17 protein-coding genes and 4 pseudogenes are annotated in these 15,586 nt (G+C 47.8%); 2 read left to right on the forward strand and 19 right to left on the reverse strand.

Annotated elements, in window-relative coordinates; all coding sequences use genetic code 11:
• Position 1: 1 nt before the first annotated feature.
• The 4 genes from AB182_RS14870 to exaC all read right to left on the reverse strand — a co-directional run bounded on the left by AB182_RS14870 (position 2) and on the right by exaC (position 2,901).
• Positions 2-481: a chemotaxis protein CheC gene (locus AB182_RS14870; protein WP_223883647.1), complete on the reverse strand. Its 480-nt coding sequence runs from the start codon at positions 479-481 to the stop codon at positions 2-4.
• Positions 375-644 carry a chemotaxis protein CheC gene (locus AB182_RS33360; RefSeq protein WP_380081229.1) on the reverse strand — a complete coding sequence of 90 codons (270 nt, stop codon included), beginning with the start codon at positions 642-644 and terminating at the stop codon, positions 375-377. The genes AB182_RS14870 and AB182_RS33360 overlap by 107 nt, the downstream gene beginning before the upstream one ends.
• Entirely contained in the window at positions 644-1,009 is a 366-nt protein-coding gene (locus AB182_RS14875; RefSeq protein WP_223883607.1) for a response regulator, read from the reverse strand. Before AB182_RS14875 ends, AB182_RS33360 begins: the two co-directional genes overlap by 1 nt.
• A gap of 371 nt (positions 1,010-1,380) precedes the next feature.
• The gene (exaC, locus tag AB182_RS14880) at positions 1,381-2,901 is read right to left on the reverse strand and encodes an acetaldehyde dehydrogenase ExaC (protein WP_047370783.1); all 1,521 of its coding nucleotides are present in this window, start codon (positions 2,899-2,901) and stop codon (positions 1,381-1,383) included.
• Positions 2,902-3,175: 274 nt separating this feature from the next.
• Between exaC and AB182_RS14885 the strand changes: the two genes are divergently transcribed.
• On the forward strand, positions 3,176-4,948 hold the full coding sequence (locus AB182_RS14885) for a sigma-54-dependent Fis family transcriptional regulator (RefSeq protein ID WP_047370784.1): 1,773 nt from the start codon (positions 3,176-3,178) through the stop codon (positions 4,946-4,948).
• 82 nt (positions 4,949-5,030) lie between these two features.
• On the opposite strand, the gene AB182_RS14890 is transcribed toward AB182_RS14885, so the two are convergent.
• From AB182_RS14890 to AB182_RS14940, 13 genes and pseudogenes are all read right to left on the reverse strand, one after another.
• Complete coding sequence (locus AB182_RS14890) at positions 5,031-5,726, reverse strand: glutamine amidotransferase (protein WP_047370785.1); 696 nt, start codon at positions 5,724-5,726, stop codon at positions 5,031-5,033.
• 130 nt (positions 5,727-5,856) lie between these two features.
• Complete coding sequence (locus AB182_RS29745; RefSeq protein ID WP_052958836.1) at positions 5,857-7,368, reverse strand: hypothetical protein; 1,512 nt, start codon at positions 7,366-7,368, stop codon at positions 5,857-5,859.
• The gene (locus tag AB182_RS14900; RefSeq protein WP_047370786.1) at positions 7,368-8,288 is read right to left on the reverse strand and encodes a glycosyltransferase family 2 protein; all 921 of its coding nucleotides are present in this window, start codon (positions 8,286-8,288) and stop codon (positions 7,368-7,370) included. Before AB182_RS14900 ends, AB182_RS29745 begins: the two co-directional genes overlap by 1 nt.
• On the reverse strand, positions 8,285-8,644 hold the full coding sequence (locus AB182_RS14905) for a GtrA family protein (protein ID WP_103245679.1): 360 nt from the start codon (positions 8,642-8,644) through the stop codon (positions 8,285-8,287). Before AB182_RS14905 ends, AB182_RS14900 begins: the two co-directional genes overlap by 4 nt.
• 372 nt (positions 8,645-9,016) lie before the next feature.
• Positions 9,017-9,356, reverse strand: a pseudogene (locus AB182_RS31440) (RHS repeat-associated core domain-containing protein); the annotation flags it as partial.
• Between the two features lie 54 nt (positions 9,357-9,410).
• On the reverse strand, positions 9,411-9,782 hold the full coding sequence (locus AB182_RS14910) for a hypothetical protein (protein WP_047370787.1): 372 nt from the start codon (positions 9,780-9,782) through the stop codon (positions 9,411-9,413).
• Between the two features lies 1 nt (position 9,783).
• Positions 9,784-10,083, reverse strand: coding sequence for a TNT domain-containing protein (locus AB182_RS33365; RefSeq protein WP_052958837.1), 300 nt, complete (start codon positions 10,081-10,083; stop codon positions 9,784-9,786).
• A 38-nt stretch (positions 10,084-10,121) separates the two neighbouring features.
• Positions 10,122-10,589, reverse strand: coding sequence for a hypothetical protein (locus tag AB182_RS14920; protein WP_047370788.1), 468 nt, complete (start codon positions 10,587-10,589; stop codon positions 10,122-10,124).
• Position 10,590: 1 nt separating this feature from the next.
• Positions 10,591-11,559 (reverse strand): annotated as a pseudogene (locus AB182_RS33370) (RHS repeat-associated core domain-containing protein); the annotation flags it as partial.
• Between the two features lie 121 nt (positions 11,560-11,680).
• Positions 11,681-12,295: a hypothetical protein gene (locus AB182_RS14930; protein ID WP_047370790.1), complete on the reverse strand. Its 615-nt coding sequence runs from the start codon at positions 12,293-12,295 to the stop codon at positions 11,681-11,683.
• A gap of 14 nt (positions 12,296-12,309) precedes the next feature.
• A complete protein-coding gene (locus tag AB182_RS29750; RefSeq protein WP_052958838.1) occupies positions 12,310-12,603 on the reverse strand; it encodes a hypothetical protein in 294 nt (97 codons plus the stop codon).
• A gap of 95 nt (positions 12,604-12,698) precedes the next feature.
• Positions 12,699-12,814, reverse strand: a pseudogene (locus AB182_RS33375) (RHS repeat-associated core domain-containing protein); the annotation flags it as partial.
• A 233-nt stretch (positions 12,815-13,047) separates the two neighbouring features.
• Positions 13,048-13,518: an Imm26 family immunity protein gene (locus tag AB182_RS14940; RefSeq protein ID WP_047370791.1), complete on the reverse strand. Its 471-nt coding sequence runs from the start codon at positions 13,516-13,518 to the stop codon at positions 13,048-13,050.
• A gap of 320 nt (positions 13,519-13,838) precedes the next feature.
• Here AB182_RS14940 and AB182_RS14945 point away from each other — a divergent pair, with 320 nt between their 5' ends.
• Positions 13,839-14,162 (forward strand): SymE family type I addiction module toxin, encoded by a 324-nt coding sequence (locus tag AB182_RS14945; RefSeq protein ID WP_047370792.1) that lies wholly within the window; start codon positions 13,839-13,841, stop codon positions 14,160-14,162.
• 73 nt (positions 14,163-14,235) lie between these two features.
• Here the strand turns inward: AB182_RS14945 and AB182_RS14950 are convergent, their stop codons facing one another.
• Positions 14,236-14,610 (reverse strand): hypothetical protein, encoded by a 375-nt coding sequence (locus tag AB182_RS14950; RefSeq protein WP_047370793.1) that lies wholly within the window; start codon positions 14,608-14,610, stop codon positions 14,236-14,238.
• Between the two features lie 2 nt (positions 14,611-14,612).
• Positions 14,613-15,568, reverse strand: a pseudogene (locus AB182_RS33055) (RHS repeat-associated core domain-containing protein); the annotation flags it as partial.
• Between the last annotated feature and the right edge of the window lie 18 nt (positions 15,569-15,586).

The raw sequence follows: 15,586 nt of genomic DNA on the forward strand, positions 1-15,586 counted from the left end.
ATCAGAGCCCGTCGGAAGCAAAACCAGATTCAACGCGTTCAATATAGAGGCTGATTTGTTCGCGCAAATCACGCAACGCCGACATGTCCAGGATAAAAGCCAGATACCCTTCAATTTCCTGACGTTCCAGCGAAAAATCGATACGCAACATCAGCACCGATGGGTCACTGGGGTCGTGCGACGGGTTCAGGATCTGCTCACTGGTTCCCACACGAAACACGGGCAATGAACCCTGTAACTCTTTCTGAAACATATTCGCCAGCGTACCCACACAGGCATTGAGCACGATGTTGCCAATTTCGCTCATCGCTTCGCGCTCCATCTCACCCAGCTCATGGGCAGGGATCAAATCGCCCACCATCATGCGGACGATTTCAAAGCTGGCGGTCTCCGGAAACATCAGAATAGCTTCGGTGGCATACGCCCCTTTGTATTGTTGGCTGATACCTACCACACAACGAGAGGCCGGCGCCGAGTTCATCGGCCGCTTCCGAGCGCGTGGTAATGCGCACCGACGGGACAGACATACGGACTTCTTCATTAACGATGTCACTCATCGCGGCAGCCGCGTGACCTACACCGATATTGAAGATCTCCTTCAGGCTGTCTGCTTCGATTTCGCTCATATCCGTCAAATCGATCATCAGTTCGACTCCAGGTTTTGCAGCATGGCGTGAATTTGCGGTTCTTTAATCGGTTTGGATAAAAAGCCCAGACCAAGCTGGTCGGCCTGGGCCTGCACGGAGTTCTGCACGTTGGCCGTCAACAGAACGATATGCATATCCGGGTGAGTCTCACGCAGGATTGCCGCCGCGGCAAGACCGCCCATTCCTGGCATATTGACATCCAGCAGGATCAGATACGGCTTTTTGATAGCCGCCATCTCAATAGCCTGTTCGCCCGTCGCCGCCTCTTCAATCTGCCACTCAGGATGCTGGCTGAGCACATACTGTTTTGAGATCATGCGTGACAATCGGCTGTCATCCACGATGAGAATATGTCTGGACATAATTTTACGTTCTCTTTTCTTTATTCAACTGGCATAAATTCACCCGACTTGCAGTGTCGGTCCGGGCACGCAGTACCGCTTATTCTCACCCTGGTTGCGCAATATTTCCGTTAGGTCACTCTATTCATCGGCAGCAATGGCTATTTACTTAGTGCCAGATTGTAAGAAGTTGCATATCGCCTGCGGCTTAGTCTGCCGGTTGCTGTTTTATTCGCCATAACGCCATTCTAGTGTGAAAACAGGCGGGCAATGCGCAGAAAAGGAGACCAAATGTACAAGCCTGTGCGTTATGGATTGTGCTTAATCGGCAAAAAAAAAAGCGGAGCATGACTGCCCCGCTTTTCCCCGATGTTGATGCACTACACGTGGTTTTAGTAGAAACCCATTGTCTTACCGCTGTAACTCACCAGCAAGTTTTTAATCTGTTGATAGTGGCTCAGCGCGAGTTTATGGGTCTCACGACCTACGCCGGAGTTTTTATACCCACCAAAGGCCGCATGGGCCGGATAGAGGTGGTAGCAGTTGGTCCACACGCGACCGGCTTTAATATTGCGCCCCATACGCCAGGCGCGATTGATATCCAGCGTCCACAGCCCGGCCCCCAGTCCATACTCGGTGTCGTTGGCGATACGCAGCGCTTCCGCTTCATCTTTAAAGGTGGTGATACCGATAACCGGCCCGAAGATCTCCTCCTGGAAGCAGCGCATATGGTTCTCGCCTTTGATCAAGGTCGGCTGGATATAGAAGCCATTTTGTAGGTGGTTATCATGCGCAACGTGCGCGCCGCCGGTGATGATTTCGCCCCCTTCTTCCCGGGCGATATTGATGTAAGAGAGGATCTTGTCGTACTGCTCGCGGGAGGCCTGCGCGCCGATCATGGTGTCGGTGTCAAAGGGGTCGCCTTTGCGGATGTTTTCCATACGCGCCACGACTTTTTCAACAAACTGCGGGTAGATAGATTCTTGCACCAGCACGCGCGACGGGCAGGTACAGACTTCGCCCTGGTTAAAGAAGCCCAGCACCACCCCTTCAATGGCTTTATCGATATACTCTTCATCGCCATTGAGCACATCTTCAAAGTAGATGTTCGGCGATTTACCGCCCAGCTCGACGGTGCTCGGAATGATGTTGTCCGCGGCGCAAGAGAGGATGTGGCGGCCAATGGGCGTTGAGCCGGTAAAGGCGATTTTTTCAATACGCTTGCTGCGGGCCAGCGGCTCGCCCGCTTCGGTACCGTAGCCATGCACCACGTTCAGTACTCCTTTTGGCAGCAAATCACCGATCAGTTCCATCAGCACGCAAATGCCGAGCGGGGTCTGTTCTGCCGGTTTCAGTACGATACAGTTACCTGCCGCCAGCGCCGGAGCCAGTTTCCAGGCGGCCATCAACAGCGGGAAATTCCACGGGATAATCTGACCGACCACCCCCAGCGGTTCATAGATGTGGTAGGCGACGGTATTGCTGTCAATTTCTGCTGCCGTCCCTTCCTGCGCGCGGATACAGCCGGCAAAGTAGCGGAAATGATCCACCGCCAGCGGTAAATCCGCATTCAGGGTTTCGCGGATGGGTTTACCGTTATCCCAGGTTTCCGTCAACGCCAGCAGCTCAAGATTCTGCTCAATGCGATCGGCGATCGCCAACAGCACGTTGGAACGATCCTGCGCGCTGGTTTTGCCCCACGCATCTGCGGCTGCATGGGCGGCGTCGAGCGCCTTTTCAATGTCTGCTGCACCTGAACGCGGGAACTCAGCAATCACTTCCCCGGTTACCGGCGTGGTGTTGGTAAACCAGCGCCCTTCTACCGGATCGACAAATTCACCGCCAATGTAGTTGCCATAACGTTTTTTAAAGGAGACTTTAGCGCCAGTCTGGCCAGGGTGAATGTATTTCATAAGATGTTCCTCTATTTTTATGGGTACAGGTGAGGCGTCGCGCCCTGTGCGGACACCTCTTCATAAGCAGCTCTTATGCCAAAACCAGCCCCGAAGAGAGAAAATCTTTTATTTATCTTTAAAAACAATTGATTAATGAATCAACACGCTTCCCGTCATCGTTTCTCAGGCCAAAAAATATCGTGTCGCCCTTCGCGAACTGTGTCGTCCATCGCTACACGCGGGACACTTTTATGCTACACAATTGTAACATCTCAGTTCTCCGGAGTGTGCCATGCCGCATCGCGTACCGTCTTTTGCTCTCGCCCCGCAGACCACCGGCCTTCCCTGTCAACTGGAAGACTCCTGGCAGCGTAGCCTTAATTACGGGCTTCACCGTGACGACGACACCCAACCGTGGGTGGCCAGATCGATGCTGAAAGATGCGCGGGCGGAAAATGCCTGGATAAGCCAGCTGGTTGCACCGCTTCTTGCCCGGCTGCAGCCGGAATTGTCCAGCCATCCCTCTATTATGGTGATGTCGGATGCCACCGGCCTGGTACTGGAGACTCACGGTAATGCCGATTTCCTGCATAAGGCTCAGCGTTACGCGCTGGCGCCGGGCAATTTATGGGGTGAGCATGCGCGGGGAACTAACGCCATTGGTACTGCGCTGGCGATGCAGCGTCACTGCGAGGTCTCTGGCGGTGAACACTATCTTAATCGCAATGCCGGGCTGTTCTGTTCAGCTTCGCCGGTGTTTCGCCCGGACGGAACCGTGGCAGGCGTACTGGACATCTCCACACCCGCGCAACTGCCAAAACACGACGCGGCGGCGCTGATTCGCCGGGCAGTCTGCCAGATTGAACACGCCTGGGCTGCCAGCGCCGTCAGTGCCGATCGCTGGCTGCTGAGCTTGCACAGTGACGCCCGTGTACTGGGAAGCGCACAGGAACTGTTGTTGATTTTTGAGCAGAACACTTTGCTGGGCGCCAACAAACTGGCGATTGACGAGTTCTGTCTCACACCGGGACACTTTGGCGCGACAGCGATCGAGACACTGTTTCCCGGCATCACCCTTAATGCGGCTGAAACGACCCTGGAAGCCAGCAATCGTCAGCGTTATTACGCCCGCCAGACCACGCCAGCGCGTCGCTATATTGGCCGTGGCGTCGCCCGCACGCCCGTGACGGTAGACCCGGAAAAAGAGAAAGCGCTACGTATTCTCAATGCCGGGATTGCCCTGTGTATCACCGGGGAGACTGGAAGCGGTAAAGAACACTGCGCCCGCGAATTACACAGCCGCAGCCAGTGGCGTGATGGCAACTTTATCGCCATTAACTGCGCGGCCCTGCCCGAGAACCTGATTGAATCTGAGCTGTTTGGCTATGCCCCTGGCGCGTTTACCGGGGCCAATCCGAAAGGCTATAGCGGTAAATTCCGCGAAGCCCACGGCGGCGTTCTGTTTCTTGATGAAATCGGCGATATGCCGCCGGGTCTGCAAACCCGTTTGTTACGCGTATTGCAGGAGAAAAAAGTGACGCCGCTCGGCTCGAATACTGCCTACAGCGTTAATTTCGCGCTGATCTGCGCCACCCATCAGGATCTTACCGCACAGGTCGCCGCAGGGGCATTTCGCGAAGACTTGCTGTACCGTATTCAGGAATTTCATCTGCGCATCCCGCCTCTGCGCGAATGGCCCGATACCCGCCAGTTTATCCAGAAATTGTGGCAAGAGTTGGGCGCCGGTTCGCGTGATATTACCCTGAGTGAAGAAGCGCTCCACGCACTGGCCGCTCGCCCCTGGCCGGGCAATGTGCGTCAATTATTAAGCCAGTTGCGGGTATTGCTGGCGCTGGCGGATGACCATTCAGTGATCCGGCTGGCGGATTTGCCGGGCGAACCCACGCCCGCCTCGGCGCCCGTTCTGCTGTCTGCCCCTGCCGATGAGCAAATCGCCATTCGTGAGGCGCAGGGCAATATGAGTCTGGCGGCAAAAAAACTGGGGATTTCACGCAGTACACTTTACCGACGACTGGAAAAACGCCAGAGCGTCGGCAGAGCCTGAATTGCGCTTAGCGGAAAGGTAGCGATTATCATGAATCCCGCTTTCGTCTCCCCGACCTGTTCCGACTCGCCCAGGCAAATTATCAGGCAGTGAGATTATCCAGCCAGTTGCCTGTCACCTGGCGGGCCGCGCTGGCAAGCCTGGCGCTATAACGCGCGGCATCGTCACGCAGTGTGCGTGGATCAATTCCGGCATGACTGAGTTCACACGCATGCCCGACCAGCCAGCCTTCCAGCCCGGTCGCGGTTACTTCCAGGTGAAACTGAAAACCCAGTCCATGATTGCCGACGCTGAATGCCTGATTATCGCACACCGCACTGCTGGCCAGGTGCGCGGCGCCGGCGGGTATCTCAAAACGGTCACCGTGCCAGTGCAGCACCGGCAGTTGATGCAACGGCGCAAAGTATGCCGGCGCAGCGTCACTGACGGTTATCGGGAAGTAGCCAATTTCTTTGACACCCATCGACGCAACCTTCGCGCCCAGCGCCGCCGCCATCAATTGAGCGCCCAGGCAGATACCCAAAACCGGTTTACCGTGGGTAAGACGCTCACGGATGATCCGCATTTCAGTCTCGAGGAAAGGATAAACAGACTGTTCGTAAACGCCAATCGGCCCGCCCAGAACGATAAGCACATCGTCAGCCAGCGGATCAAGTGCTGAGAGGGATTGCACGGGGGTGTCGATATAGCGCCAGCGATATCCCTTCGCCAGTAAGGTTTCGCCAAGGGAATCAAGATCTTCAAAAGGCACATGACGAAATACAACGGCAGTCTTCATGACGGCTCCTTCAACTGAGTAAAAGACGCACAGGAGCAACAACCTTGTACAGGAGAGAAAAGCTTGTCAATGACAAACGGAGGAAAACTCTGTGAGCCCTGAGAAGACACCTCAGGGCTCATGTTTTGGCTTAACGTAACGGTATCCGGTGGTGATAAACGAAAATCGTCATATCAGCAAAGAGCAGCGTTTCGTCAGGTTTGCCAAGCTGTGCCCTCACCGCTTCCAGCCGCGGATGTGGCGCCGTTTCCGTTTCGACTGCGGGGATCGCCACAAACTGGCGCTCAGGCGAGGTTTGCACATAGGCATCCGTTAACCACGATCTCAGCGTCTGGGAGCGTGTACTATCGAACTGAATATGGAAATCAACTTTATCAAACATCACCGGGGAAATATGGATTTCACCAAACGACAGCCAGTTAACATTGTTAGATAATTTCCAGTAATCCCCATAGCCGAAAGTGAGATTATTCTTTTTCAGGAAAGCGATGTAGTCGTAGGTTTGTTTTTCCTGATCGTACAACGGCGTTGTATTAACCTGATAGGAATAGAGCGAAGAGGCAATATAGAGCGGGAATACCAGTGCAATGGCGACCTTTTTCGTGCAGGAAAAGGCCAGAACGACCATCACAATAGCAAAACAGACCGCGCCGACGAAAAAGCGAGCACTGATATCAGCGGGAAAATCGTAGCTGATAATGAATGATGAAATAATGGCAGAGGCGGTAAAGAAGCTGAACAGTGACACAAAAACCGCCTCTGTACCTTTCCTTAAACAAATAATAACGGCGTACAGAAACAGGGCCATCCAGATAACAAAAGAGGCGATATAAGCAAGCGGGGTGTGAACAAAAAAGAGGTTCAGGCTCTTACCTAAAAGTTGAACGACCCATGCGGCATTATCCGGCCATTGCGCCACTGGCATCAGTTTAAAGCGTTGAATCGGTAGGCCCATCAGTCTTTGCAGCATGTGGGACATGCTGATAATAAAACTGATACCCAGGATGATAGTGAACTTCCTCGGTAGAATCTGCCGCCAGCTAAAATAGCCACAGGTCAGCAGTAACGGCAGAAAATACGTCGCCAAAAACCACGGGTCGGAGATAGAGGCAAAAAGTGCAATAAACGTCGTTAGCCAGGTTAAAGGCAGCGATTTTTTCTTGATATTGAAGAAGGCCAGCGCAAAAACCAGTATTCCAAAGAAGTTAGTAGAATAATGCGAAAAAGGATGGGCAGCAAAACCGAAGGTATATACGTACGCTGGAAGCAGAATCAGACAAATGGCTGCGATAAGCGCATGCCAGGCATTCGACATCCTATAAACCACACACGCCAGAATAAACGCGCTTAGCCCCACAAAAACTGACGTAGACAGAACCAGCGGATGAATGCCGTCGTTCCCCATCAATGCAAAAAAGAGGAAATTGACAGGATAAGTGGTGAAATACCAGTTATCCGGCGTGGGCGCCCAGTCTTTAAAAGCGGAAAACCCCTCGGTGAGAAACGCCCGCCAGACCAGAGGACTATTGGCTGAATCCGGGTCCAGCGCAAAATAACGCATGGTCAAAAAGTAAGAGCCACCAATGGCAATAATTAACAACAACAGAAAAAAGCCAACGTCTTTCAGGCTAAACTTAAACATTACTTATCCTTTTTTGCGCCTTTTACGATATAGCGAGGTCTTTTTTTGGTCTCGATATAAATTCGGCCAATATACTCACCCAAAACCCCAATACCAATCAATTGCACACCACCGAGGAACAGGATCGATACAAGTAACGATGGATAACCGGCCACCGCATTTCCCCATATCAGTTTGTCGATAATCATCCATGTCCCGTAAAGAAACGAGAGCGCGGCAACAAGAAAACCAATATAGGTCCAGACCCTGAGCGGTAAGGTAGAAAAGCTGGTAAAGCCTTCCAGCGCCAGGTTCCACAATTTCCAGCCGTTAAATTTTGACTCTCCGCGAACCCGTTTTGAACGGGTATACTCCACCACCGCTACCTCGCCCTCAACCCAACTCAGTAAGCCCTTCATGAACAAATTGCGTTCCTGTAGCAGCTTAATATTCTCGACGGTTTCGCGTGATAGCAGACGAAAATCGCCTACGTTCTCTTCGATTTTCGGTGAGCTTATTTTGTTATGGATACGGTAAAACCAGCCGGCAGTTTTACGTTTGAAATGGCTGTCACTGCTTCTGTCGCTACGCTTGGCGAGGACCACGGACCAGCCTTCCTGCCATTTGTTAATAAGCGCAGGAATAACCTCTAACGGATCCTGGAGATCGACATCAATCGGGATAACTGCATCGCCGGTGGCATATTCGAGCCCTGCCAACAATGCGGGTTCTTTGCCAAAGTTACGGATAAAGTTAATCGCGTTAACGCCAGGATCTGCCTTCGCAAGCGCATTGATAATCTGCTCCGTGGCATCTGTACTGCCATCATTAATAAAGACAATTTCAAGATCGTATTCAGAAAGCGTCTCTTTTGCCGCCTGATAGAAAACAGGAATGGCTTCTTCTTCGTTAAAGACGGGAACAACCAAAGAAATCTTCACTTTTTCACCCTGAAGACAATGAATCTGGAGTAGATAAAACCGAAAACCAGACTGATAGCAGAAAACGCTACGAGTGTAATCACGGGGTTAATATGTGCACGGTCGGCCAGTTTACCGACGCCCGCCGCCATAGCCCCCATAAAAATGACATACAACACATAGCGAACGGTCGTCGCCTGGGCTTTGAATGTCCAGCGGGCGTTGACGAAAAATGAAAACGTCACGGCGACACAAAAGGCAGCAAGATTGGCTATTGTCTGGCTGGCACCGGCAAAGAACAGAATGGCGAACACCAGCCAGTGGAGAAGCGTATTGATCACGCCCACGGAGGTGTATCGGACGAACAGTTTTAGCATAAGAATAGCCAGGGTTACCCTGGGCCAGGTCAGGTCGCTGTTTGGACAGGGATTTTAGCAGTTGCCGCCATAGAGTGAAAGCCAGGATCAGGTAGCCCGCAGTATGGCGAGGCGAGGAAATTCGTCGGGGATGGATGGTTGTGTGGGGGAAGGAGGGTTCACAAATGCTACACGGTGTTATTCGCGATGGTCGATCACGACACTACTTATATACTCCGGATTAATTTCAATAAAACTGAACGACACATCCTGATCTTCATTCAGACAGGTCCACCGTCAGATATCGGATTTTCCTTTTAATGGGCGCAATATTCTGTTTTGTTCCATTAATTGGGAAGAGATCTGGGCTCCCTGTTAAGTCGCCCCCTTTAATGCCAACCCCCACGGATCAATCCAACTTAACGGATTCGGCGCATACGCGTAGAGGTTTATCCCCCCCCGCCAGCCCTATCGGGTCCTGCTGGGTAAACCTGGCGCTATCCGGGTCGTAATACCGGAACAACTTGTAGTACAACCCGGTCTCCCGATCCAGGTATCGCCCCTGCTTACGCAGGTTCTACGCATAGCTCGTCTCCTGCGGTATCGACTCGTGCAGCAGTTTCCCCCACGCGCTGTTCTGCCCTTCCCAGCGGATATGTCCTTCACGGTCCGTCATCCGTTCCGGCGTACCGTTTGGCTGACAGTGGAACCAGAAAATACCCGGATCCTCTAAGATTTACCCAACCATTCTTATAGATACAAAAAATGGACACTTTTCTTTGACGAATTATTTTTCGATCGCATAGCCTAATAATATTATTTTAAACCTGGATGGTTGGCTTTCACCTGCCGCGACAATAATATTTACAGCACAACCATCAACGTTATCACTATATACATACACATCAAAGTTCATATATTTATATGAATGCATATTATCATTTTCATAAAAAAATGTTTCAACACCGCTGATTTCATCGGAAATTTGTTTTTGGAAGACTGAATCAAATTCCCATATAGGCCTAACTATTTTATTATTAAATATAATATGCTTGCCAATTTTGGGAATAGTTATTTCCATGTTAAATTTATAAAATCCTTCCTCCGTTCCATCATATAAATTTTTCTTTGGCTTAAAATTATAAAACTCCCTAGTCATTTCAACCTCCTATCTCTCTTATCTTACCTTCTGCAAGAAGCTGACTAATCGGTTCAGAAAGCTCTAACTGTGTTCCCTTACCTGGCTGGTTAAACCAGGGTATTGCTGGCCCAGCATCAGCATGGATAGGGGCGAGAACTTCATAGACTTTATATGGTTTATTGAGCGTATCCAATGGTAATGCACGGCTCTCAAAATACAAGAACTGCGCGAGCAGCTTTACCAGGTGCGGCAGGTGGTGAAGAGGGTTAAGGAGGCGGTTGTTTAGTGTACTGAACGATGGCAACTGAATAAAAAACAAGCCGGGAAGAGTTAATTTTCATTCCCGGCTTTATTTTATTATTTACATGGATTCCAAAGCGAATAATCGCCTATATATATTTCATTCAGTTTCAAGTTTAATGGAATACTATCTATATTATCAGCTATTTCATCAAATGGTGGCGGCAATATAAATATAAAACCAAAATCCTCGTCTATAACAATGGAACCATTAAATATCCTTTGCCGAGAAGTGAGTTTTTTTATCTCACCAATTTCTTGCCCTGCATATAATAATTTTTTGTATAACCCTCTGTAATTTTGATTACATCCTATGGAAAATATATTTCCATCAGGTTCGGTTGATACAGTTAAAGTTTCATCTAATACATAGGCAAATCTCTTGCTCGCGTCAGGTAGAAGGTACTCCTTGTACTCAACACAATGATCAGAATACATTTCAGCAAGATATACCGATATATTTGTATTTAACAATACATTACCCAACGAATGAAATGATTTTATTTCTGCTGAAAAATCAAACATCTTACATCCCACCATTTACTAATACACCATCGACATAAACAGGTGAATCCTTTATTAGATCATAATTTTCAAAACCATCATGACCTATGCGCCCATATACAACATCGTCACCTTTACCATTGGTTCTATAAACTTTCCAGTAATCATTTCCATGTATATTTGGCTGCTTTGCATTACCACCAGGATGATAATCTAATTTATATGTTGTGCCAGATTTTGTCGTTTTCACATATTGTATATGTTGAATAGCATCAGGCCTGCCAGCTTGTGGGTAGATCTTGGTCCAACCTTTAGATGTTAAAAGGGAATCTATTTCAGCCGGAGTTTTACCCGTTAATTTATTTACCCACCTTTTGGTTATCTTGTTCTTTTCCGCGAAGCCACATTTTAGTCCCAGTGGATCAATATATGACAACGGATTAGGCGCGTACTGATAGAGATTCAGTCCCCCCGCCAGCCCTATCGGGTCCTGCTGGGTAAACCTGGCGCTATCCGGGTCGTAATACCGGAACAGATTGTAGTGCAACCCGGTCTCACGATCCAGGTATTGCCCCTGCATACGCAGGTTCTGCGCATAGCCCGTCTCCTGCGGTATTGACTCGTGCAGCAGTTTACCCCACGCGCTGTTCTGCCCTTCCCAGCGGATATGCCCTTCACGGTCTGTCATCCGTTCCGGCGTACCGTTTGGCTGACAGTGGAACCAGAAGATATCCGGATCCTCCGTGCCATCGATACGCGCCAGCGGTTCATAACTGTGCGCGTCACCCCCCAGCGTCTGCTGGCGTGTTTTGCTGATACGCCGGCCGAGCGGGTCATAGCGGAAACTGACCTGCGTTTGTGGTTTGTTCCTGTCCCTCGGGACTGCCACCACATCGGTTAACCGGTGCTCGCCGTCGTAACGATAATGCCAGCGCGTCTGACCATTATTCTTCTACACGGTGCGGCCGCGAATGTCGTAACGCCAGCGAATGGTTTATCCTCCCCGCCGACTCTATCGGATCAGGGCTATGGATCCCCCTTATTGGCAGATCAGGCTATGAATTTCGTTCGTACATTCAAGCTGAAAATTTTAATTTCTTATCCGGCTTTTATTATAAATATTCTTGAAAGATTTTTTTATTAAATTCCAATTTAATATCCTTATCATTATTAAACCCTAATGTTTTTTCACTGAATAATACATCACCATTTATATCATTTTTAGATATATTATTTCTCTTAATTGCTAGCAATATGAGCAAGAATGGATATGAATAATATTTAGGATCACCAATTATATCCCCCACCAAATCTTTATTCACATCCAATAAATTAAAAACAGCCGGAAGCTGAGCGTTTTTTAATTTATCCAGTAATAATTTACAGGTTTTTTCAATCCCATCTTCTGTCGATGGCAATAATGGACAACCATCTTTTTCACCCATTGTAGAAATACAGTAAATATATTCATCATTCGGTAAATTTGATTTGTATGGTGGATGAAATGTATCGAGTTCTGATTTTAAAGTCGGTGATTTAACTACAATTATAGTTCCATAAGCATGTAAATTATTAAGATAAACAAAATCAATATGAGCAGTAGATTTACCCTTTTTTATTGTGACCTTATTTTTCCCAAGCTTAACGCCTTCTTGTCCATCAAACATACTTTTCAGATAAAAATCAAATCGACTCTCAAATTCATATCTTAACTCTTTCAATGACATGGGTTACCTCTATTTTAATATCGGAGAAGCCAGATCGTTGCATCGACAATATTTCCCTTTCCATCTACAGGTATACCATTAGGCCCATTTGTAGAGACTTCAAATTGCCCTTTAGTGCCTTTTGATGGACTGATTCCACCACCACCTAAACCACCATTCGTATTCGCAGCCCCTTTATCGTATACACCCGCACCTTTCTGTCCCCTCGTCAACCTGCCTTTACCATTTTTTACTTCAAAGACATGATAATTTCCATTTGCATCTTTCGCCACAATATCAGCTCTAATCCTCTTGGCATTCACTTTCATTGTGACTTCTTCAGTAATTACAGTAAAAAAATTTTTTTCAAATCTGCTTTAGCTTTAATTATACCTCGTCTTCCGCTATATGCGGACTTCCATAATAACCCCCACTGATCCACCCAACTCAACGCATTCGGCGCATACGCATAACGGTTTATCTCCCCGCCAGCCCTATCGGGTCCTGCTGGATAAACCTGGCGCTATCCGGGGCGTAATAACAGAGTCCCCGTCGGTTATTCATTCAGACACAGCCAGCTTCTCAAACAAACTGGCCAAAAGCGGCAGGACTTGAGACCGGCTGGACCGTCATCATAGTAGTTTCTGAGAAATGTACTATCCCCCGGAGGATAACAGCAAAATACAAGAACTGCGCGAGAACTTTAGTGTTTTTGCTTGAGGGTTAAATAATAAGAAGCCGGGAAGATTCAAAATCCGTCCCAGCTTTTCGTGTTAATTTAATACATATTCTATAGACTTTATAATACTTCTATAGAATTGAATTGACTCTTCACCTACAGGTATACTATCAATTAAAAAGTTAGTTACTGTACCATGATGATCATAAACCTTATTTCTTATCGGATTTTTGAAATAATGTTCAGGATAGATATCCATACTATTTGGATCTATATTTTTTAATGTTGCAAAATATCCATTCTTCCAGCATGAAGCATCAGTAATAATTGGCGGAAATAACATTTTTCCTTTATTCAATATAATATCTTCACCGAGAGATGATGTGAAATTATCATATATATATATGACAATAGCATTTTTAAATGGGCCGACATCTATTTTCCCTAAAGCGACCATGCCATAACCAAACCGACCATCGCTCAATTGAAAATAAAAAATATCACCTGCCTCTGGCCATTTTTTTTGCTTTTTATTTCCTGACATTACAGTTAACTTGTCGGCCATTTTATAGTAACTCCGTTGGTATTAAGCCCATTTTCGCCCCACGAAACAGCATCAGAATATAACTTCCTCGTCGGACTAATACTATTGATGGAATTTCCAAAGTGTGAATTATTATGAATAATTGCCGGTTCTACACTCCGCGCATGCCCTCAATTCAGTGGTTCTTCGGTAATTCGAACTAATTTATCGAATCTTTCACCATGTTATCCAACACGAATATACACATCCTTACTTATACCCACATTCACGGGTTTACCATCTTTATACCCCATATAAACATAGGTATTATTCCCACCTTTTGCTTTCGCTTTATCTGAACAATGCCTATTTTATTATCTTATCAACAGGTTAAATACAAGAATATCATACAAAAATCACAGCGCTGTCTTAAAGTCGGTTATGTCAGCATCTGCCACACCAACCGTAAAACCAAAGTCCCCACCCATTATTCCCATAGCCCCGGCATCTACCTTAAAGGCAACTGGCTGGGTGAGGCGGGTTTTGACTCCGGGCGCGGCGTGACGGTGCGGATTTTGGAGGGGTGCATCGTGCTGATTGCCGACTGCGACGAGGTACAGGAGCTGCGCGAGCAGCTTTATCAGGTGCGGCAGGTGGTGAAGGGGATTAAGGAGGCGGTTGTTTAGTGGGCTGAACGGCGGCAGGCAAATAAAAATGAGCCGGGAAGATTTAAAGTCTTCCACGGCTTTTTATATAAACCTAAAGAAATGACACACTAATTCTATCAGGTTTTATTAAGACATATTCATGATTGATATAACCATATTCTTGAGTATATAAATCATCCATAAAAGCTAACCCATTGACAATTATTTTATCGTCAATCTTAAACCCTCTAATTTCATATGAAAAACTATCTCCCTGTCTGATTATTGATAAATCGCTTTCGGATTGAGGTTCAATTATTTCAGAGTCTAAAAAGGAAAGCTCAATTTCAACAAGGTAAACATTTCCTTTAATTATTTCATATGGACAAGAGACAATAAAACAATAAATATTGATCTCACCGAAAGATAACAAAACCTCTTCATCTATGTCATCATTGGTTTCAATGACTTTAGCATAATATTTCATACCTACAATCCACCCTCATCTCTTGGAACTAGTTTGATAGTTGTATCTTTGGCGTCCCCGTTAAGCGTCTTCCAGATATCTTTGCCGCTTTTCGTGTGAATAGTTGTTATATTTCCACTAGAATTTGTTCCAACGAAGCCCACCTTTGTTGCCCCTTTCGATGTATTCCCCATATACATTACATAGCCAGTCCTTATTTCTCCTTTATAGAGATACTGGACTTTATGACCATTTTTTATAATATCATTACCGATCGCCAGATATTCAGCCTCAGATTTTGCTCTAAACTCACCGCCATGCTTTTTAAAATGCGAAGTTAACTTTTCATTATCAGCAAATTCTAAACATTTAAGACCTACTGGATCGATCCATGACAGCGGATTCGGCGCATACTGGTAAAGGTTTATCCCCCCCGCCAGCCCTATCGGGTCCTGCTGGGTAAACCTGGCGCTATCCGGGTCGTAATACCGGAACAGATTGTAGTGCAACCCGGTCTCACGATCCAGGTATTGCCCCTGCATACGCAGGTTCTGCGCATAGCCTGTCTCCTGCGGTATCGACTCGTGCAGCAGTTTCCCCCACGCGCTGTTCTGCCCTTCCCAGCGGATATGCCCTTCACGGTCTGTCATCCGTTCCGGCGTACCGTTCGGCTGACAGTGGAACCAGAAAATATCCGGATCCTCTGTGCCATCGATACGCGCCAGCGGTTCATAACTGTCCGCGTCGCTATAGACATAAGTCAGGGGCACATCGTCGTGAATTTCCTGCAACAGGCGAAAACCTTCCCACAGGAAACGTGTCGTCACCTGCTTTCCTACCGGCCTGCCACCACATCGGTTAACTGGTGCTCGCCGTCGTAACGATAGTGCCAGCGCGTCTGACCATTATTCTTCTACACGGTGCGGTCGTGAATGTCGTAACGCCAGCGAATGTCGCTCCGGTTCACCAAGCGTTTATTGGCATAACCTCCGACGCC

It is taken from the genome of Phytobacter ursingii, assembly GCF_001022135.1.
In the GTDB taxonomy this organism is placed as follows: Bacteria; Pseudomonadota; Gammaproteobacteria; order Enterobacterales; family Enterobacteriaceae; genus Phytobacter; species Phytobacter ursingii.